A 21598-nucleotide genomic window follows, 5' to 3' on the forward strand; every position below is an offset into this window, starting at 1 on the left:
ATGCTTTGGACAGACTGCTTAAATCGCTTGCGACAAGAGCTCTCTGGAAATGTCTTTACAATGTGGATACGCCCACTGGTTGCAGAAGAGCTGGACGATACCCTGCGTCTGTATGCACCCAACCCTTATTGGACGCGTTACATTCAGGAACATCATCTAGAGCTCATTACCATTCTAGCTGAGCAACTTTCTGAAGGTCGTATCCGTAAAGTGGAAATTCTGGTCGATTCACGTCCAGGTGCAATTCTATCTGCGAGTGAGCAGCCAGCAACCACGACTGCTGCATTGGAAAGCACGCCTGCACCAGCACCACGTCCGAAAAAAGAGAAAGAAGAAACCACGCGCAATAGTCGCAAGCGTCAACTGAATCCCTTGTTTACCTTTGCATTGTTTGTTGAAGGCCGTTCCAACCAGATGGCGGCAGAAACCTGCCGTAAGGTACTGACTCAGCTCGGTGCGTCACAACATAACCCGCTGTTCCTGTATGGCCCGACTGGTCTGGGTAAAACCCACTTGATGCAGGCCGTTGGTAATGCATTATTGCAGGCCAAGCCAAATGCCCGTGTGATGTATATGACCGCAGAAAGCTTTGTACAGGACTTTGTCAGTTCGCTGCAGCAGGGCAAAGTAGAGGAGTTCAAGAAAAATTGCCGTTCTCTGGATCTGTTGCTGGTCGATGATATTCACTTGTTGGCGGGTAAAGAGGCCAGTCTGGTCGAGTTCTTCTATACCTTTAATGCGCTGCTGGATGAATCGAAGCAGATTATCCTGACTTCAGATCGTTATCCGAAAGAACTGACCGAACTGGATCCACGTCTGGTTTCACGTTTCTCTTGGGGCTTATCGGTTGGTGTGGAACCGCCCGATATTGAAACCCGTATTGAAATTTTACTTAAAAAAGCCGAAAGCAATGGCGTCGATCTGCCACGTAACTGTGCGCTATTTATTGCCCAGCAGGTGGTGGCCAATGTGCGTGAGCTTGAAGGTGCACTGAATAAAGTGGTAGCAATTTCCCGCTTTAAAGGCACACCAATTGATCTCGATGTTGTGCGTGAGTCTTTGAAAGATGTGCTGGCAATTCGTGCCCGTACCATCAGTACCGAAAATATCCAACGTGTGGTGAGTGAATATTTCCGTATTCCACTAAAAGAACTGGTGGGTCCAAAACGTACTCGTATCTATGCACGTCCGCGTCAGCTTGCAATGGGTCTGGCACGTGAACTGACCGGCGACAGTTTCCCTGAAATTGGCATGGCATTTGGTGGTCGTGACCACAGTACCGTGATGCATGCCTGTGAAAAAGTGCAGAGTCTGCGTGAGGAAGACCCAATCTTCAACGAAGACTACAAAAACTTGCAACGACTGCTGCAAAGCTGACCCAAAACGCTCAAATTCTGCTCTTGCTATGCGGCATATTTTGCCGCATAGTACAATGCTAAAAAATTAACTTTTCCCTATATTAATCTTCAGTTTTCAGAGGAATGTACCGTGCGTTTAAAAATCGCGAAAGAGAGCTTACTGAATGTTCTATCACATGTCGTAGGAGCGGTTGAACGTCGCCATACCTTAAACATTCTATCTAACCTGAAAATTCAAGTGACAACTCAAGCATTAACGGTCACCGGTTCCGATTTGGAAGTTGAGCTGGTAGCCAGTACACCTTTGAATGAAGGTGCGTGCCTGCAAGCGGGTGAAACCACTGTACCAGCGCGTAAGCTGATTGATATTTGTAAATCTCTGCCTTCTGCAGCATTGATTGACCTGCAAATCACTGAAGACCAGCGCTGTATTCTAAAGTCAGGTAACAGCCGTTTTGTGCTAGGGACTTTGCCAGCTGAAGATTATCCATTATTGTCGACTGAAAACAGCCAGGGCACACAAGTAACAGTCACTCAGCGTGAACTGAAACGCCTGTTTGAAAAGACAGCTTTCGCGATGGCAGTGCAGGATGTACGTTTCTACCTGACAGGGACTTTATTAGAAATTGATGCGAACCAATTGCGTGCCGTGACCACTGACGGTCACCGTCTGGCGCTTTGTGAAACAGCTGCACAATCGACTGCAACTCAGCCGATTCAGGCGATTGTTCCACGTAAAGCCGTGGGTGAATTACAGCGTCTGCTCAGTGTTGAAGATGACCAGTTATCTCTGCTTATTGGCCGTGAATTCCTGAATGTGACAATTACCGTACCAAGCCGTGACAAAGAGCAGGGCGATACTACGGTTCGTTTCACCACTAAGCTGATTGACGGTAAATTCCCTGATTATCGCCGTGTAATTCCGCGTGGTGGAGACAAGCATGTACGCATCGCGCATGATGTGTTCAAGCAATCGCTGCAACGTGTAGCGATCCTGAGTAATGAAAAGCTGCGTGGCGTATTCCTGAACTTTAATGCGGATTCTTTGCAACTTCGTGCGAATAACCCAGAGCAGGATGAAGCGATTGAAGATTTAGCGATCCAGTATTCTGATGCGCCAATGGAAATGTCATTCAATGCGCAGTATTTGCTGGATGTACTGTCTGTACTGGACGGTGAAGATGTATCGATGAGCATGACTGAAGCGAACCAGTCAGTATTGGTACAGGATCCTGCACATCCTGAACAGGTTTATGTTGTGATGCCAATGCGTGTCTAAGCAGCGGCATACAGGCGCTTTCTATGCATATCACGCGTTTACATATTGAACGTGTACGAAACTTGAAAACGGTTGCACTCCATGGATTGCAACCGTTTAATGTTTTCTATGGACAGAATGGTTCAGGCAAGACTTCAGTCTTGGAGGCAATTCATTTGCTGGCAACCGGCCGTTCCTTCCGTACTCATATTCCAAAAAATTACATCCAAAATGGTGCATCGGACGCCATCGTATTTGCTCAATCCGAGACTGAAAAAGTTGGTATGCAGAAGCTTGCTAGTGGTGAGCAGGTCATTAAGGTCAATGGTGATCTGGTCGCGACGCAGGGGCAATTAGCCAAGCTACTCCCTCTGCAACTGATTGACCCACAAAGTACCGATATTATCGATCATGGAGCCAAACCACGCCGACAGTTACTGGACTGGTTGATGTTCCACGTGGAACCAGAATTTTATCATGCCTGGCAATATTATTCGCGTGCGCTGAAACAGCGGAACAGTCTGCTTAAATCCAAACGTTATTTGACTCTGTCCGAGCTGGAACCGTGGAACCAGATGTTGAGCCAATATGGCGAAATTCTACATTCACAGCGCATGGGTATCGTGGAACAGTGGCAACCATTTTTTGCTGAAGATTTAAAGTATTTACTGCCAGATTTGGACATTAGCTTGGAATACAGTCCGGGGTTTCATAGTGACACAGGCCTCTTAAATGACCTGACCAATCATCATGAGCGAGACTGTGAGCGGCGTTATACCGAGTATGGTCCACACCGTGCCGATCTGCGCCTGAAAACCCTTTTAGGGGATGCTGATGTAATCCTGTCACGCGGTCAGAAAAAGCTGTTGCTGACCGCATTAAAACTGTCGCAAATTGCAATGCTACATTCTTGTAATAAGGAAACTGTGGTATTATTAGATGATCTGACAGCAGAATTAGATTTAACCGCACAACAACGTTTAATTGAGCGATTGAGCCAACTTGGTAGTCAAGTTTTTATTACCACTTTAGACCACGAATCAGTACAAAAGCACTTACATGATTTGTCTATCTCATATCAGTTATTCAATGTTGAAAACGGTACTGTTCAAGTTGTCGTGCAATAATTTTCCATCTTTGGATAGACCTATTTTTCACTAGGGAGAAACCATGAGTTCAGAAGATCAAGCTGCTTCTCAACCAGAACAAACCATTGAAAAGGCTTATGATTCCTCTAGCATCAAGGTATTACGTGGTTTAGACGCAGTGCGTAAGCGTCCGGGCATGTACATTGGTGATACAGATGACGGTACCGGCTTACACCACATGGTTTTCGAAGTGGTCGATAACTCGATTGACGAGGCGCTGGCAGGTCACTGTGATGAAATTATCGTGACTATCCATGAAGATGAATCTGTTTCTGTTTCAGATAATGGCCGTGGTATTCCAACCGATATCCATCCTGAGGAAGGGGTATCTGCGGCAGAAGTGATCCTGACCATTCTGCATGCCGGTGGTAAATTTGATGACAACAGTTATAAGGTTTCAGGTGGTCTGCATGGCGTAGGTGTTTCTGTTGTAAACGCGCTATCAGAAAAACTTGAACTGACCATTCACCGTGCTGGTCATATTCACCAGCAGGAATACCGTCATGGCGATCCACAGTATCCGTTAAAAGTGATCGGTGATACCGACCGTACTGGTACCCGTGTACGTTTTTGGCCAAGTGCGGAAACTTTTAGCCAGACGATTTTCAATGTCGATATTCTGGCGCGTCGTTTACGTGAACTGTCTTTCCTGAATGCTGGTGTTCGTATTGTATTGCGTGATGAGCGTATCAATGCTGAATATGTGTATGACTACGAAGGTGGTCTGTCTGAGTTTGTAAAATATATCAATCAAGGCAAGACCCATTTGAATGACATTTTCCATTTCACTACACAGGCTGAAAATGGTATTGGTGTCGAAGTGGCATTGCAGTGGAATGATTCTTATCAGGAAAATGTACGCTGCTTTACCAATAACATTCCGCAAAAAGATGGTGGTACGCATTTAGCTGGTTTCCGTGCTGCATTGACCCGTGGTTTGAACAATTACATGGAAAGCGAAAACCTGCTCAAGAAAGAGAAGGTGAGCGTTTCTGGTGATGATGCCCGTGAAGGTCTGACCGCGATCGTATCTGTAAAAGTACCGGATCCGAAGTTCTCTTCACAGACCAAAGAAAAACTGGTGTCGAGTGAAGTGAAGCCTGCAGTTGAGCAAGCCATGAACAAGGCTTTCGCGGAATATTTGCTGGAAAATCCACAAGCGGCAAAATCAATTGCTGGCAAAATCATTGATGCAGCACGTGCCCGTGATGCGGCGCGTAAAGCACGTGAAATGACCCGTCGTAAGAGTGCACTGGATATCGCAGGTCTTCCAGGCAAGCTGGCAGACTGTCAGGAAAAAGATCCAGCATTGTCTGAACTGTACCTGGTCGAAGGTGACTCTGCGGGCGGTTCTGCAAAACAGGGCCGTAACCGTAAGATGCAGGCGATTCTGCCACTGAAAGGTAAGATTCTAAACGTGGAACGCGCACGCTTCGACAAGATGATTTCATCTGCCGAAGTTGGTACGTTAATTACTGCACTTGGCTGTGGTATTGGTCGTGAAGAATATAATCCGGACAAGCTGCGTTATCACAAAATCATCATCATGACCGATGCCGACGTGGACGGTTCGCACATCCGTACGCTGTTACTGACCTTCTTCTTCCGTCAAATGCCGGAGCTGGTGGAGCGTGGTCATATCTATATCGCTCAGCCGCCATTGTACAAGCTGAAAAAAGGCAAACAGGAACAGTACATCAAGGATAATGATGCACTGGAAACTTTCCTGATTTCCAATGCGATTGATGAGTTGGAACTGCATGTCAGTGCCGATGCGCCAGCGATTCGTGGTGAAGCACTAGCCAATGTGATTGCGGATTACCAGACTTCACAAAAGAGCCTGCACCGTTTAACACTACGTTATCCTGCAACCCTGCTGGATGGCTTGTTAGCGATTGAAGCCTTCAAGCTGGATCAGGCGACTGATCTGGACTATGTAGAAAACTGGGCTATGCAGCTGCGTCAGCATATTGAGGACAAACAACCAAGCCTGCGTCCTGAGCTGAGCATTGAAACCTTCGAGAAAGAAGAAGCGGACGGCACTAAGAGCACTACATATATGCCGCGTATCACGATTTACGTGCATAACCTACCACATGCTTATCTGCTTGATGCTGGCCTGCTGGGTTCAAGTGAATATGCACGTTTGCTGAAGAACTCGAAGAGCTGGTTTACTCTGCTTGAAGAAGGTGCTTATCTGCAAAAAGGCGAGCGTAAAATCCTGGTCAATAGCTTCCATGACGTATGGCAAAACATCCTGCAAGACTCACGTCGCGGCATGATGATCCAGCGTTATAAAGGTCTGGGTGAGATGAACGCCGACCAGTTGTGGGAAACCACCATGGACCCTGAAAACCGTAACATGTTGCAGGTCACTGTACAGGATGCAATCGAAGCGGATCGTATGTTCTCTTGCCTGATGGGTGATGATGTGGAACCACGTCGTGCCTTCATTGAAGAAAATGCCTTGAATGCGGATATTGATGCATAACTGATACATAACCTATTTAAAAAAGCACCTTTCGGGGTGCTTTTTTTGTACAAATTTTATGCTAATGTCATATGAACTATTTAGCATAATTCTAAATCAGCACAGGATTTTGGGTGTCTGATCAGTTGAGTTTAAACTCAGGAAATCTGCCTGCAGTGCAGGGCCAAACCGACCTAAAAGAGGTTTATCCATGGACAGCCAACTTGAAGAAATACGTGAGATTTGGGCCAATGCCTTCTATCGTGGCGACTATGATGTGCTGCGCCATTATGAGCATGAAGACTTTAAGGTGGTGTTTGAACAGGAAGGCCGTGTGGAAAGTAGTTATTTGCGTTATGACCGGATTGCCCATGCAGTTGAGAATGGGGTGTGGAAACCGCATAAACCTGAAGTGGAATACGAAGAATTTGAATACAATGAAGACCAGACCGAATGTCGTATCCTGATTGAGATAGAAGGCAACAAGCAGCGTATTCAGGAAATCTGGCGTTTGGGTGATGAATGGAAGATTGTCGAACTGAGATTTCTCAAATCCTGATCATTCAAAGGCTTAATAAATGGAAGCTGAATAATTAAAATAATATGTGAATAGTAAGGTTTGTGTATTCGTTTGAATCCTGATCAATAGTGTGGATAACTACAAAGTTATCCATATTTATTTATGTGAATAAGATAATATTTATCCACAACCTCTTCGGTAGCTAAGTTTTTTGTACTTTCTAAATTCAAATTTAATTTTCTGTATTGTGGATAAGTATTTTTAAATTTAAAATACTATTTTGAATTTAAAAGATGCGCTGGAGTTCTATTTCTGCTGCGATTAGGAAATTGCCAGCAACAGTCAGTTTTTCACCATTTACTGGGTGTTTTACAGAAGAAACAAAAGAAATATTTATAAAAACAGTGACTTATATTGCTATTGTAGTTTTATTAAATAATCTGCGTGGAACATATTTAAGCTTGAAAAATTAATATGTAGCCAAACTACATAATTTATTTAATAATCAAGTGAACTTTCATTTTTATTCTAAAATCATGGAATTCGTGTTTTTTTACTTTTGATTTCTATTTTTTACTCACTGATTCATTTCTTGATTTCATTCCCAATGTGAAGATTTAGAGGGTTGAGAGGGATAGAGAGCAGGGGATTTAATTTTTTTTCTTCTAATAAACAGTAAAAATGATTTATGAAATGATCTAAATAAAAAAAGCGCCTAACGGCGCTTTTTTGTTTAAAAATCATTTAGGGAGTCAAAATCACCTTGCGGCAATCTTCTTCACGCTTATCAAAAATCCGGTAGCCTTCGGCAGCATCAGACAGGTTCATACGGTGGGTAATGATCACTTCAGGAGAAAGGTTGCCATTTTCCACATGTTCCAGCAATTCTGGCAGGAATTTGTGTACATGGGTTTGGCCCATTTTAAAAGTCAGGCCTTTATCAAAGGCATCGCCAAACAGGAAGCCATGGATCGGACCGGCATAGACACCTGGTACGCTAACGACACCACCTCGGCGTACCGCTGCGATACATTGACGCAGGGCATAACCGCTGGAACCCTCAATTTTCAGGTTGGTCATCACCGTTTCCAGCATACTGCCTTTGGCTTCGAAACCAATCGCATCAATCACCGCATCCACACCGCGATGTCCAGGAGTATGTTCAATAATGTATTCTGCGGCATCAACTTCATCAAAATTCACCGGAATCACACCATAGGTCTGATAGGCAAAACGCAGACGGTAAGGGTGATGATCAACCATAAAAATCTGTTCAGCACCAAGCATACGTGCACAGGCAGTTGACAATAAACCCACTGGGCCGGCTCCATAAATGGCGACAGTTGAGCCACGAGTGACCTGAGCATTGGTTACCGCTTGCCAGGCAGTCGGCAGGATATCGGTCAGGAACAGTACTTTTTCATCGGGTAGAGAACCTGGCACCTTAAATGGACCGATATTGCCTTTGGGAACACGCACATATTCAGCCTGGCCACCTGGCACGCCGCCATAAAGATGGCTATAGCCGAATAGGGCAGCACCCGGCGGAATCTGTTTTTTGTTGATAATAGCGCCACGTCCGGTGTTGGTATTTTCACAAGCAGCGGTGAGCTGATGTTCGCAGAAGAAGCAGTGACCGCAGGCAATCACAAAGGGAATAATTACCCGGTCGCCTTTTTTTACTTCTGTGACGGCCGGCCCGACTTCTTCAACAATACCCATGAATTCATGACCAAAAATATCACCTTCCTCAGTAGCGGGAATTTTGCCACGATATAGGTGTAGATCTGAGCCACAGATGGCCGTGGCGGTCACGCGTAAAATAACATCATCTGCTTCCTGAATTACGGGATCGGGAACAGTTTCAACTCGTACATCTCGGGCACCATGATAGGTTAGAGCACGCATGTGGATTTCCTCTCTAGTTCACCATTTACACAGACTCGTCAAAGGCTGCTGAAAAATAAAAATGCCCTTTTATTAGAGCCGCAGCCCGCTGCATAGCGCTGTAAATTAATGTATGAAATAAGGAACCCAACTGTTTAAAAAATAAACTTATATAAGCGTTACGTAATTAAGGATGATGTATCTGTTGAACCCGCTATTTAAAAAAAGAGAAAAACGGAGAAGTAAAAAAAAAGATCAGTGGCGAAAACCACTGATCTCTATAGATTCAAACTTATATGAAGTATTAGCTGTTCTGGAAAGACTGTTCCATTTCTTCCAATTGCATCATCAGTTCTAGCATCTGTTCTTCTGCGGCTTCCAGCTTGGCTTTTAGTTCAGTCTGCTCATTCATGAGTTTCAATAACTCATCCTTACGTGAAGCATCATATAGGGAACTGTCAGCGAGCAGTTCTTCAATTTCTGCCAGCCGTGGTTGCAGCTTTTCAATCTGACTTTCACATTTTTCAATGTTTTTGCGGATTGGACGGGTCTGCTCACGCTGACGCGCAGCTTCCTTACGTTGCGCTTCCTTATCCACTTTCGCTGGTGCAGGTTTGGTTTCCACTTGTGGTTTGGCTGTTTCTACAGTTTTCTGGATACTTTTAAATAACTCAGCACGCGCCTGACGCAGCCAGTCAGCATAAGCAGCCAAATCACCATCAAATTCAGTACATTTGCCGTTATGAACTAGTAAAAGTTCATCACAAACACTGGAAATCAGCTGACGTTCGTGCGACACCAGCACCACTGCACCTTCAAAGTCTTGCAGTGCCATAGTCAAGGCATGACGCATATCCAAGTCCAAGTGGTTGGTTGGTTCGTCTAGAATCAGAACATTTGGACGCTGCCATACAATCAGTGCCAGTGCCAGTCGGGCACGTTCACCACCGGAGAAACTTTCACTTGGTGTATCCATGCGCTCGCCGCTAAAGCCGAAACTGCCCAAGAATGAACGTAAAGTGGCTTCACTAATTTTCGGATCAGCAATCCGGCTCAGTTGCAACATCGGGCTGGCATTGCCATCCAAGGCATCCATCTGATGCTGGGCGAAATAACCGATATTCAGCAGTTCTGATTCTTTACGCACACCATTCAGCAGTGGCAAATCTCGGACCAGAGATTTAATTAACGTGGATTTACCCGCACCATTCATCCCCAGCAGACCAATACGGCTGTTTGGGGTGATTTGCAGGGTGACATTCTTCACAATGGCCTTGTCCCCATAACCAACATCTGCATGTTCAAGTCGCAGCAGTGGTGAACTCATTTTGGTCGGTTCACGGAAGCTGAAGGTAAATGGGGTATCGACATGTGCGACTGAGAGTTCCTGCATGCGTTCCAGTTGCTTGATCCGGCTTTGTGCCTGTTTAGCCTTGGTCGCTTTGGCTTTAAAGCGGTCAATGAATTTTTGCAGATGGGCACGGACTTCTAGCTGTTTTTCATAAGCCTGTTGCTGTTGCGCCAGACGTTCACTGCGGGTGCGTTCAAAAGTCGAATAGTTGCCGGTATATAGGGTCAGTTCCTGATTCTCGATATGCAGGATATGGTCGGTAATGGCATCAAGGAAATCACGGTCATGTGAAATCAGCACCAGTGTGCCTTCATAGGCTTTGAGCCAGTCCTCCAGCCACAGGATGGCATCCAAGTCCAAGTGGTTGGTCGGTTCATCTAGCAGCAATAGATCAGAACGACTCATTAGGGTACGGGCCAGATTCAGGCGCATCCGCCAGCCACCAGAAAAGCTCGCGACATCCAACTCATTCTGGTGTTCCATAAAGCCGAGGCCAGCCATCAGTTGAGCAGCTTTAGACGGAGCAGCATAACCGGAAATTTCATCAAAACGGCCATACAGGCGTGCCAGTTCTGTATCCTCGAGTTGTTCCGGATGCTCAAGTTTATGCTGAATATCCCAGTATTCCTCATCACCAGACAGTACAAAATCAATCGCTTTCATGTTTAGCGCTTTGATTTCCTGTGCCATATGTGCCACGGTCCAGACGGCTGGCCGGGTCAGCGTACCGCTATCGGATTCTATGCCACCCAACAGCGCTGCGAATAATGTAGATTTACCGGCACCATTGACACCGGTCAGGCCAATCTTCCATCCCGGATGCAATTGCATGGTGGCTTTCTGAAAAAGGATGCGTCCACCGCGACGTATGGTTAACTGGTCTAACTGAATCATGGAAACTACTGAGATCTGACAAATGAGAATGGCGCTATTCTAAAGGAATCAGCCGAAAAATAGAAAAATCTTGCACGAGAATTCCTGCGAATCTGCACTTCATCAGGTTATGTGATTTATCTGCAGTAATTTGTGTTTAAATAGAAATGACTTCAAGGACTTACCAAGCTTATTTGTAAAAATAAGCACAAGATTAAGAATGAAAAAAATAAATTGGGTAAAGCAAAATGAAAAAAGGAACTTTATTCTGCGCTGCATTGACCATGCTGGCGTCCAGCTTGAGTCAGGCCAAAGTCGATATTTGTGTGTTTGATCTGCTGGGAAAATCTGGGGAATCTTATAAGTTGCTGGAAGAATGGCAGCTGGCCAGCAAGCAGTGGGGCACTGATGTTCAACTGATCGCCTATCAGGATGAAGCCAAGGTCGATCAGGATTTTAAGGCGGGTAAATGTGACGGGCTGTTTATGACTTCAATGCGCGCCCGTGCCTACAATAAATTTGCCGGTTCAGTGGATGCCATAGGCGGGGTGCCGAATAATGATATTGCCCAGAAAGCGATTAGTTATGTGCTGCATCCACGTAATGCCAAACGCCTGGTGACTGAAATCGGCAAAGATAAATATGAAGTGGCTGGAATTGTACAAATTGGTACTGCTTACATTTTTGTACGCGACCGCGCCATGAACAAGCTGGAACATGCGAAAAACAAGAAATTTGCCATTCTGCATTATGATCTTGCCCAGAAAATTATGGTGGATCGTATTGAAGCGGTACCGGTGATGTCTGAAATTTCCAATTTTATCCGCCGTTTTAATCAGGGTGAGGTGGATATCGTGGCATCGCCTGCCTATGCCTTTAAACCGCTGGAAATCTATAAAGGACTCGGAAGTAAAGGGGCTATGATCAAGTTTCCGGTGGTGAATGTCACTGCCGACCTGATTATTCGGCCGAATAAATTCCCGGCTAAATTTGCCGAGCAGTCACGTAGCTGGTTTGTGAAACAATTGCCGAAAACCATTGCTAATGTAAAACGCATGGAAGCTGAAATTCCAGCCAAATATCTGATGCATCTGAATAAGGATGACTATAAGGATTATCAGAGTATTTTGCGTGATGGCCGCATTGATCTGACCAATCAGGGTATCTATGATCCTGAAATGATGCGGGTATTAAAACGCGCACGTTGTACCGTAGAACGAACCAATTTCGAGTGTTCTTTAGGTGGGGAATAAGCCGAGTTGTATTGCTTTGTAATTTCCATTTAAAAAAATGTAAGTTTTTTACTCAGTAGATATATCCTTAAAAAATTGATAAATAAATACTTTTTAAAGGTGTGGATGTGAATAAGGGACATATTTTGGTAATAAGGGCCAACTGATCTGATTCAATTTGAGTAAAAGCTCTATTTTTTTTAAATAAACTTGCTAATATTTGTCACACAAGTATGGAAACTCCATCGAAAAACAAGAGATTGCAAGGATTATTACAATGAAAAAAACACTTCTCAGCTTGGCCGCATTTTCTGCTTTGGGTTTTGCCAGCACCGCACAGGCACAAAAGGTCGATGTCTGTGTTTTTGACCTGCTGGGCAAATCCGGTGAGTCGTATCAAATGGCGCAGGAATGGGCTCTGGCGGCAAAATCCTGGGGCGCAGAGGTCAATCTGATTGCCCGCCAGGATGAAGCAGTAGCGGATAATGACTTCAAAGCCGGTAAATGTGACGGCGTGTTTATGACCGCGATGCGTGCACGTCAGTACAACAAGTTTGCCGGTTCAATTGATGCTCTCGGTGGTGCTCCAAGCAATGCGATTGCCCAGCGTGCGATTACTTTTGCCCTAGACAAACGTAATGCGAACAAAATGGTATCTACGCTCGGTGGCAAGAAATATGAAGTCGCAGGCATTTCACCACTCGGTTCAGCCTATATTTTTGTTCGTGACAAAAACATCAATTCCATTGAAAAAGCAGCGGGTAAGAAGTTCGCAGTATTGGGTTATGACGATGCCCAGAAAATCATGGTGCAGCGCGTAGGTGCGCAAGCGGTGATTTCGGACGTGTCTAACTTCGTGGCGAAGTTTAACAATGGCCAGGTCGATATGGTTGGTGCACCAGCCTATGCTTACAAGCCGCTGGAAATCTATAAAGGCTTGGGTAGCAATGGTGCCATGTTTAACTTCCCGGTGCTGTATGTGACTTCAGACTTTGTGATCCGTCCTGAAAGTTTCCCGGCTGGTTTTGGCCAGAAATCGCGTGACTGGTTTGTGAAGAACCTGCCAAAAGCCATCAGTATGATTAACCGTCTGGAGGCAGGGATTCCGGGTAAATACCGTCTGAATCTAGATGCTGAAGACAAGCTGAAGTATCAGAAGATGCTACGTGACGGTCGTATGGATATGACCAAGCGCGGGATCTACGATGCTTCGATGATGAGCGTCCTGAAACGTGCCCGCTGTTCGGTCGACAAGGCAAACTTTGAGTGTTCGCTATCTGGTGAATAACCTGATTTTTAAAAGAAAAAAGCCTGGAAAAACTCTAGGCTTTTTTTTCTGTATGTGCAGGCAGTTGAGTCATTGTCTGGATCTGGAAAAGGCTTAGAATAAAATTCAATTCTGCTATCGTCTTTCTCATAAAAACAATGATATGCAGCAATTATGGGAAGAACAAAAACAATGCTTGAAAGGAATAAGGGTATGAAAACTTGGTTAAAGGCACTGGCACTCGGTGCAGGTATTACAGCTGCTTCAGGGGCAGCACAAGCCAAACAGGTCATTTGTGTGTTTGACCTGGTCGGTAAAAATGGTGATGTTTATGCCGTCATGAAGGATTACCAGCTGGCTGCAAAAAACTGGGGTGCCGACATTGAATTACGTGTCAATACCAACGAAGCAGTGGTTGCGGAAGATTTTAAAGCCGGTAAATGTGATGGGATCAGCGTCACCGGAATGCGTGGTCGCCAGTTTAATAACTTCACCGGTTCACTGGATGCGATCGGGGCTATTCCTGACCTGAACCTGGCTGTCAAAGTCATGCAAGGCCTGGCAAGTCCAACTTTTGCCAAGCACATGGTGCAAGGCAAATATGAAGTGGTAGGTGTGATTCCAGTCGGTGATGCATTCCTTTTGGTCAATGACCGTAGCATCAATACGGTAGCCAAAGCAGCCGGTAAGAAAATTGCTGTTCTAGACTATGATGAAGCGCAGAAAATCATGGTACAGCAGGTCGGTGCTCAGGCAGTCAGTGCAGATGTGACTAACTTTGGTGCCAAGTTTAACAATGGTCAGGTGGATATCATTGGCGCACCCGCAGCGGTATTTAAGCCACTGGAACTGCATAAAGGTTTGGGTACCAAAGGTGCCATTGTGAACTATCCGATCCTGCAGGTGACGGGCAATATTATTATCCGTCCAGACAAGTTCCCGGCAGGTTTCGGCCAGAAATCACGGGAATGGGTGAAAGGTGAACTGCCACGTGCCTTTGGTATTCTGGGCAAGATGAAAGCGGATATTCCGAAGAAATACTGGATGGATATTCCTGCTGCAGACAAACCGGGCTATCAGAAGATGATGCGTGAGGCTCGTATCGACCTGACCAAGCGCGGCATTTATGACAAACGCATGATGAAGCTGCTGTGGCAGTTCCGTTGTAAACAGGATCCGAAAAACTTCGAGTGCGCACTGCAGGATGAAAATTATAAGCAATCCTGATAAATTTACTCTGATTAAGCTTTAATTTACAAAGACTGACCATATATTGAGTATGCTATACTTGAAATATGGTCTTTTCTTTTTAAAGATGCCCGAACCGAACAGAGGAATCCATCATGAATGCTCAAGCACTTGTGCTGACTGACAATGCTGCCAATAAAGTACGCCAATTGCGTGAAAGTGAAGGCAATCAAGATCTTATGCTGCGTGTCTATGTGACTGGGGGCGGCTGTTCAGGTTTCTCTTATGGCTTTAATTTTGCAGAAAGCCAGAATGAAGATGATGCAGAATTCGTCAACGGTGACGTGAAGATGCTGGTGGATTCACTGAGCTATCAGTATCTGGTTGGCTCTACCGTGGATTATGTTGAAGGTCTGGAAGGCTCTCGATTCGTGGTGCAAAACCCGAATGCAACCACCACTTGTGGATGTGGTTCTTCCTTCTCGATCTAAGATGGTCTGAGTAACAAGACCATAAACAGAAAAAAGTCCTCATTTGAGGACTTTTTTATTTGCAGGTATTTTTTGCTTTAAGCTTCGAGCTTGATTGCTTCCAGCAGGTCAAAAATCACAGTGGTGACATCCTGGCTGAGCTCCCGGTTATTGAAGATCTCATACGCAGTGATGGTGATATCGGTATCGCTTGGCAGCAGTTTCTGTTCTTCGTCAATTAGGTCATTGATCGGTAACAGGGTCTGTTTCACTTCCAGATGCAGAATATCCTCAAAGGCGATATTTTCATCTTCCAGTTCAATCAGCTGCTCATTGAAATACGGAATCAGGATGGAGTGTAGATAAGGCTGAAGTTCCACAATATCAAAGATTTCAATATCACGAGTTTCATCAATCGTGCTGATATGGTCGTTTACTTCAATCAGGATATGGTAATAACTCATGCCGATCTCCATACGGGGTTCAGGTGGATGTTGAGCCCATCACAATAACATGAAATACGCTGGTGTGGACGATTTACAGACAATAAAGTCGTAAAAATTATAGGGGTTTAAAGCTATCTTTACTTGCGTGTATACAGCAAGGTTTTATCTGCTGGGCGCAATTCAAAATTTTTCAGTTTCTGTTGGCCAAGTACCGGATACATCAGCGCTTCCGGGTCATTATGATGCAGTAATCCTAGGGCGTGCCCCAGCTCATGTGCCAGGGTCAGACGCAAATCATCCTTGGCATCAAACTGATAGACATGGATTTCATCGCCCTTGAACACACCTTTATGGAATTCACGTGGCGGGAAACGCTGTTGAGCCAGGGTAATATTGTTCTCATGCTGTTTCACATTGCTCTGATAGCTCGAGACCTGATTGTTGAAAGCCAGCTGCTGCTGTTGCAAATAGTTCGCCTCATGCTGGAACTGCTCCGCGCGTTGTTGAAATGCTTCAAACTGCTGGTGTAGCTGCTGCTGTTCATAAGCCGATAATCCTGGCTGATTACGCTGTTGCAGTAACTGCTGTAATTCTGCTTCTAGCTGGATGCGCTGCTGGGCTAAACGCTGATGTTGCTGATCAATATACTGTTTAGAGCTACTTAGGTTTTCTGCCTGACGTTGATATTGTGCCTCGTCCTGTAGCAGTTTTTGCGTGGTTTGCTTGAGCGCATTGTATTCCTGCTGACGCTGGTCATAGATCAGCTTGATCGCCAGTTTGGCATTTTCATCATAAACCATCAGGTCTTTACGACCGGTGCCATGATGCCAGATCTCGACTGCTTCTTTAGATAGTTGGATCACTTCTTCACGACTGAGATCAAAACCAGGATCCACCTGATCGACCCGAAAGCGCAGGCGGGAATCGAAAGGGTGGGTAAGACGATCGGTCAGGGAATTAAATTTTAGCTGCGGATGAGACTGGGTCTGCAGATGCAGAAAACCTGCCACCAACAGTATGAGTCCCATCAGCAGATAAAGAAGTCGCATAGCGTATTGTTTTAAATATTGTTAGGTTCAATGTAGCGAAAAAACAGGCAAAATCCTAGTCTTGCAAAAATTGGATATAAAAAACCGTGCGTTTGCACGGTTCTATTATTCGTTTCGGCTAGGATTTTTTACCTTTCCACTGTTCAATTTGCTTTGGCATATTGGAATGGTAGATAAAAGCTAGGCCCACACCATTCAGCAGGAAAATGATAAATTCAATGAGATATTTCAGATTGTAGGAATGCTTGGTTTGGTGATTGAAGGCATACAGGGTGATTTCAGACTTAAAGATCTGGAAAACAATATAGCTCAGTAAACCGATCCCCAAAATGATAAAGCCTTTTCCGTAAGGGTAGCGCTGTGGTATGGCTAAAATCAGTAGCATAATCATGGCAATCAGGAAGCCGAGAGAGAAAGGGGCTTCAATCCCCAAGCTCTGCAGGTAATTAAAAGGCGCCAGTACCACATTCGGTGGGATGATCAGCAACAAGTTACCCATCGGGTAGAGCAGCATGATGGCAAGCCCGGAAGCTAAAAGAAAAAGCTTGATAAAATTCTGCATCATTTCTTATTTTTAAGTGATTTATTTCATTATAGTTTAATTAAAAATCCGTCTATTGCCTATGAAGTGAGCAAAAAAAAGACCGCATCAAATGCGGTCTTTTTCTCAAAGTGACAAATTATTTTTTGTCATCTTTTACTTCAGTGAACTCGGCATCTACAACGCCGTCGTCCGCTTTTTGTTGTTGACCAGCAGCATCACCCCCTTGGAATGCGTTTGGATCAAAACCTTGCGCACCGCCTTGGCCTTGAGCTGCTTCGTAAGCACGTTGAGTGATCGGCATAATCACGTTTTGCAGTGCTTCAGTTTTCGCTTTGATTGCTTCAACATCATTTTCTTTAGTTGCAGCTTCAAGCTCGCTTACCGCAGTTTCTACGGCAGTTTTTTCGTCAGCAGTCACTTGCTCGCCCAGATCTTTTACTGCTTTGTTTGCAGAAGCGATCAACGCATCAGCTTCGTTACGTGCTTTAGCCAGTTCTTCGAACTTACGGTCTTCTTCAGCATTTGCTTCAGCATCACGGATCATGGCTTCGATTTCAGCATCGCTCAAACCAGAGTTTGCTTTGATCTGGATTGATTGCTCTTTACCAGTGCTCTTGTCTTTTGCAGATACTTTCAGGATACCGTCAGCGTTGATGTCGAAAGATACTTCAATTTGTGGCACACCACGTGGAGCAGGTGGGATGTCACCTAACTGGAAGTTACCCAACAGTTTGTTTTGTTGAGCGATCTTACGTTCACCTTGGTACACTGAAATGTCTACTGCAGGCTGGTTATCCGCAGCTGTAGAGAACACCTGAGATTTTTTCGCAGGGATGGTAGTGTTTTTCTCGATGATTGGAGTCAACACACCGCCCATAGTTTCAATACCCAGAGTCAGCGGAGTTACGTCAAGCAGAAGAACGTCGTTCTTGTCACCAGACAGTACTGCACCTTGGATCGCAGCACCCATTGCCACAGCTTCGTCAGGGTTCACGTCTTTACGTGGCTCTTTACCGAAGAATTCTTGTACTTTTTGTTGTACAAGTGGCATACGAGTCTGACCACCCACCAGGATTACGTCAGAAATATCAGAAGTCGACAGGCCAGCATCTTTCAGCGCAACTTTACATGGCTCTATGGTACGAGCAACCAGGTCAGCTACTAGACCTTCTAGTTTTGCACGAGTCACGTTGATCACTAGGTGTTTAGGACCAGTCGCATCTGCGGTGATGTATGGCAGGTTGATTTCAGTTGCGTTAGAAGAAGAAAGCTCGATTTTCGCTTTTTCTGCTGCTTCTTTCAGACGTTGTAACGCTAGTGGATCGTTTTTCAGGTTAACGTTCTGTTCTTTTTTGAACTCTTCAACCAGGTAATCGATCAGTGCGTTATCGAAATCTTCACCACCCAGGAAGGTGTCACCGTTAGTAGACAGTACTTCGATCTGTTGGTCACCATCAAGGTCAGCAATCTCGATGATAGACACGTCGAAAGTACCACCACCCAGGTCATATACCGCAACTTTACGGTCGCCTTCTTTCTTGTCCATACCGAACGCAAGTGCCGCAGCAGTTGGTTCGTTGATGATACGTTTAACGTCCAGACCGGCAATTTTACCAGCGTCTTTGGTTGCTTGACGTTGCGCATCGTTGAAGTATGCAGGAACGGTTACAACAGCTTCAGTGACTGTTTCGCCTAGGTAGTCTTCTGCAGTTTTCTTCATTTTTTTCAGAACTTCTGCAGAGATTTGTTGTGGAGCCAGTTTTTTGTCGTTGACTTCAACCCAAGCATCACCATTGTCAGCTTTGATGATTTTGAATGGTGCGATACCGATATCTTTTTGTACCGCTTGGTCTTCGTAACGACGGCCGATCAGACGTTTGATCGCGAATAATGTGTTTTTAGGGTTAGTTACCGCTTGGCGTTTTGCTGATTGACCAACAAGAATCTCGCCATCTTTGTATGCAATGATTGATGGAGTTGTACGAGCGCCTTCAGCGTTTTCGATTACTTTTACTTTGTCGCCTTCAAGTACTGCAACACATGAGTTTGTAGTACCTAAGTCAATACCAATGATTTTAGCCATTTGGACGTTTCCTCAAAAATTTTGTTGTGCTTTACACTTGTTATCCGATATGAGAGCCGTTCAATTTTTTTCAAGTAAATTTTTTGAAAAAATTTCACAAACTCCCGAATTTATTAGGCTTAAGCGCCAACCATCACCATTGCAGGGCGAAGTAAACGGCCATTTAAGCTGTAACCTTTTTGCAATACATTGCCAATTTCATTGGCTTTGGCATTGGGATCAATACCAACGGCCTGATGCAGGTCTGCATTGAAACCACTTGCTGTATCCACCGCTACCACACCGAACTTTTCTAAAGTAGTAAGCAGGCCTTTCAGGGTCAGTTCCACACCTTCAGAAAATGGAGTTTTTTCTTCACCTACAGCTGCCAGCGCACGCTCGAGGTTATCCACGGTGTCCAGCAGCTCTTTGGCAAACTTTTCTAGAACAGCTTCTTTGTGTTTTTCAGCTTCACGTTGAATGCGTTCTACACTTTTTTGTGCTTCGTACACCGCATTGGCAGTACGGGCTTTTTCCAGTTTTAGATCCGCTTCAAGTTTTTCGATCTGTGCCTGTAAAGATTCAACGGTAACTTCGGCTTGTTCAGTTTCAGTTTGCTCAGTTTCGGCTTGAGTTTGCGCTGTTTCTGGGTTCGCTTGCTCTTGCTCAAGTTCTTGAGCTTTTTCGTTCTGCTCAGTTGCCATTGATTTACTCCGTTTAAATGGGTTCTTAAACATGTACAGTCCTTGGGCGTCAGAGTTCACTGCGTTACTGCTGAACTGCCATGGTTGTAAAATTCTAAATTACTTAAAGAAGTCGGGGCGGGGTCGCAAAATTCAAGCGCAATTCCATATAAATTTTAAGAATTGCTGAAAAAGTTAGGGCTATTTTTGTTTAGACTTTCATTTATATAGATAAAACAGCAATGTAATAAGGAATAAAAAGCCTGTTTTTCACAATGAAGAGCTATAACGAGTTTAACAGACTGAACAGAAAGAGCTTTTTCTTCTTCTAAAAGCCCTAATTTTAAAAACAATATTTTTATTAAATAGAATGATTTCAATCATATAATGAATAAATCGTATTTTTAGATCAAAACAATAAAATTTATCCGTTTTAAATATTTAAATAAAAGTCGCATCATAGCGTCATCAACAGTGACCTGATTCAGTGGAGAGAGTCGGATTAGGTGACTGTTACAGATTTTTTGCTTTACCCTTCTTGCTGAGTTCCCAAGGCTCAGCTTTTTTTTTGCCCAAAATTTTATGCTGTTTATTTTTTAGACATAAAAACGATTAATGACTGAGCAATAAAGTATTTCACAAAAAATCGCCAACTGCTTAATATTCACTTCAGATTCTATCGCTGTAGTTTCTTCTTTTTTTGAAATGTGTTTTTCCGGCTTATCCTCTCTAGATAAGCCTTTTTTTTGCCTAAAATTTACTGAAATTTAATATGAATATTTATATTCAATCATTTAGCACTCTTGCTGTAAGCAAAATCCTACACACAGACCTGGCAATCGCGACTTGGTTACAACTTAAAAATTTTCTACTATGAACCTATCGAGAACAGGATGTTCTTAAAACTTGCTGGGAAGCACATAAACGTCAGGATGTACGTTTAAACACAACCCCCTATAAAACCCTTGAGGATAAATACTTCAAGGGTTTTATTCCGTTTATAGCTTTAAAAACTATTTCCTGAAATTTCACCCATAAAAAAAAGCCCGCGGACGGGCTTGGGAAAGTATGGGACAAGTTCATTTCAACTGAACTGCATTATTTATCATTTTTCCGGCGCTGTTCCTCCCAGCGTTTGTTCGGCTGCTTCCGGTTTTGATCTGCTTTGCGGCGCTGTTGTTCGGCAGTCGCGCGACGACGGGCATCAGCCTGCTGTTGGGCACGTTTTTTACGCTCCGCTTCAGCCCGGTTGAGCTGTGTCTGTCTGTTTAGCTGCTGTTTGCGTTGCTGTTCCAGGCGTTGACGTTCCAGCTGGCGTTTCCGGTCTAATTCTGCCTGTTTGCGACGCTGGTTATTCAGTTGGCGACGCTGTTGCTCCAGACGCTGACGTTCCAGTTCGGTACGACGACGTTCTAACTGTAAACGCCGTTGCTGTTCTTCCCAGCGCTGTCGTTCATAACGGTTGTTATAACGAGGGTCACGATCATAGCGGTAATCATAGCCCCGCTGATCATAACGTCCGTCATAATAGCCATCATCAGGGAATGCGACACAACCTACAGCTAGTAAGCTTGTCGCAATGGATACGAAGATCAGTTTTCCAGCCATAGCTCAGCACTCCTTGATTCAGACTTACTCTGCAAAACATGACAGCACCGCAGGGGAAATGGTCAATGACAGCAGGGTTAAAATAAGATTAGCTTATTGATCTCACTCACTTTGTATGCCGACATAGGCACTTATATGTGAATATGGTCAAAATACCGTCTGATCATGTAGAAAGTATGAAGAA

General features: G+C 44.5%; 18 protein-coding genes. 10 read left to right on the forward strand and 8 right to left on the reverse strand.

What is annotated here, in order from left to right:
- From dnaA to ABEF84_RS00030, 6 genes are all read left to right on the forward strand, one after another.
- Entirely contained in the window at positions 1–1377 is a 1377-nt protein-coding gene (dnaA, locus tag ABEF84_RS00005; protein WP_034581841.1) for a chromosomal replication initiator protein DnaA, read from the forward strand.
- Between the two features lie 111 nt (positions 1378–1488).
- The gene (gene dnaN / locus ABEF84_RS00010; protein WP_034581839.1) at positions 1489–2637 is read left to right on the forward strand and encodes a DNA polymerase III subunit beta; all 1149 of its coding nucleotides are present in this window, start codon (positions 1489–1491) and stop codon (positions 2635–2637) included.
- Positions 2638–2660: 23 nt separating this feature from the next.
- Positions 2661–3743, forward strand: coding sequence for a DNA replication/repair protein RecF (gene recF / locus ABEF84_RS00015; protein ID WP_347453339.1), 1083 nt, complete (start codon positions 2661–2663; stop codon positions 3741–3743).
- 43 nt (positions 3744–3786) lie between these two features.
- Positions 3787–6255, forward strand: a complete 2469-nt coding sequence (gene gyrB, locus ABEF84_RS00020; protein WP_034581836.1) for a DNA topoisomerase (ATP-hydrolyzing) subunit B — start codon at positions 3787–3789, stop codon at positions 6253–6255.
- Between the two features lie 190 nt (positions 6256–6445).
- Positions 6446–6793 (forward strand): hypothetical protein, encoded by a 348-nt coding sequence (locus ABEF84_RS00025; protein WP_034581834.1) that lies wholly within the window; start codon positions 6446–6448, stop codon positions 6791–6793.
- Between the two features lie 254 nt (positions 6794–7047).
- A complete protein-coding gene (locus ABEF84_RS00030) occupies positions 7048–7227 on the forward strand; it encodes a hypothetical protein (protein ID WP_152598503.1) in 180 nt (59 codons plus the stop codon).
- A gap of 271 nt (positions 7228–7498) precedes the next feature.
- Here ABEF84_RS00030 and ABEF84_RS00035 read toward each other — a convergent pair whose 3' ends face one another.
- Both ABEF84_RS00035 and abc-f read right to left on the reverse strand, forming a co-directional pair.
- The gene (locus tag ABEF84_RS00035) at positions 7499–8662 is read right to left on the reverse strand and encodes a zinc-dependent alcohol dehydrogenase (RefSeq protein WP_347456051.1); all 1164 of its coding nucleotides are present in this window, start codon (positions 8660–8662) and stop codon (positions 7499–7501) included.
- A 283-nt stretch (positions 8663–8945) separates the two neighbouring features.
- On the reverse strand, positions 8946–10886 hold the full coding sequence (gene abc-f, locus ABEF84_RS00040) for a ribosomal protection-like ABC-F family protein (protein ID WP_034581828.1): 1941 nt from the start codon (positions 10884–10886) through the stop codon (positions 8946–8948).
- Positions 10887–11113: 227 nt separating this feature from the next.
- On the opposite strand from abc-f, the gene ABEF84_RS00045 reads away from it, so the two are divergent.
- From ABEF84_RS00045 to erpA, 4 genes are all read left to right on the forward strand, one after another.
- Entirely contained in the window at positions 11114–12118 is a 1005-nt protein-coding gene (locus ABEF84_RS00045) for a putative solute-binding protein (RefSeq protein WP_034581825.1), read from the forward strand.
- Positions 12119–12374: 256 nt separating this feature from the next.
- Positions 12375–13385: a putative solute-binding protein gene (locus ABEF84_RS00050; protein ID WP_034581823.1), complete on the forward strand. Its 1011-nt coding sequence runs from the start codon at positions 12375–12377 to the stop codon at positions 13383–13385.
- A 192-nt stretch (positions 13386–13577) separates the two neighbouring features.
- Positions 13578–14591 (forward strand): putative solute-binding protein, encoded by a 1014-nt coding sequence (locus ABEF84_RS00055; RefSeq protein ID WP_034581820.1) that lies wholly within the window; start codon positions 13578–13580, stop codon positions 14589–14591.
- Between the two features lie 116 nt (positions 14592–14707).
- Complete coding sequence (gene erpA, locus ABEF84_RS00060; RefSeq protein WP_034581818.1) at positions 14708–15043, forward strand: iron-sulfur cluster insertion protein ErpA; 336 nt, start codon at positions 14708–14710, stop codon at positions 15041–15043.
- A gap of 77 nt (positions 15044–15120) precedes the next feature.
- On the opposite strand, the gene ABEF84_RS00065 is transcribed toward erpA, so the two are convergent.
- The 6 genes from ABEF84_RS00065 to ABEF84_RS00090 form a co-directional block, all read right to left on the reverse strand.
- Complete coding sequence (locus ABEF84_RS00065) at positions 15121–15498, reverse strand: hypothetical protein (protein WP_171077632.1); 378 nt, start codon at positions 15496–15498, stop codon at positions 15121–15123.
- Positions 15499–15605: 107 nt separating this feature from the next.
- On the reverse strand, positions 15606–16517 hold the full coding sequence (locus ABEF84_RS00070; RefSeq protein ID WP_034581811.1) for a matrixin family metalloprotease: 912 nt from the start codon (positions 16515–16517) through the stop codon (positions 15606–15608).
- Between the two features lie 118 nt (positions 16518–16635).
- On the reverse strand, positions 16636–17031 hold the full coding sequence (locus ABEF84_RS00075; protein ID WP_227504106.1) for a hypothetical protein: 396 nt from the start codon (positions 17029–17031) through the stop codon (positions 16636–16638).
- A gap of 166 nt (positions 17032–17197) precedes the next feature.
- Complete coding sequence (dnaK, locus tag ABEF84_RS00080; RefSeq protein ID WP_034581808.1) at positions 17198–19144, reverse strand: molecular chaperone DnaK; 1947 nt, start codon at positions 19142–19144, stop codon at positions 17198–17200.
- Between the two features lie 119 nt (positions 19145–19263).
- Positions 19264–19827, reverse strand: a complete 564-nt coding sequence (grpE, locus tag ABEF84_RS00085; protein WP_034581805.1) for a nucleotide exchange factor GrpE — start codon at positions 19825–19827, stop codon at positions 19264–19266.
- Between the two features lie 1077 nt (positions 19828–20904).
- A complete protein-coding gene (locus tag ABEF84_RS00090; RefSeq protein ID WP_347453343.1) occupies positions 20905–21414 on the reverse strand; it encodes a hypothetical protein in 510 nt (169 codons plus the stop codon).
- Positions 21415–21598: the final 184 nt, after the last annotated feature.

Source organism: Acinetobacter sp. ANC 7912 (assembly GCF_039862785.1).
Classification (GTDB): Bacteria; Pseudomonadota; Gammaproteobacteria; order Pseudomonadales; family Moraxellaceae; genus Acinetobacter; species Acinetobacter thermotolerans.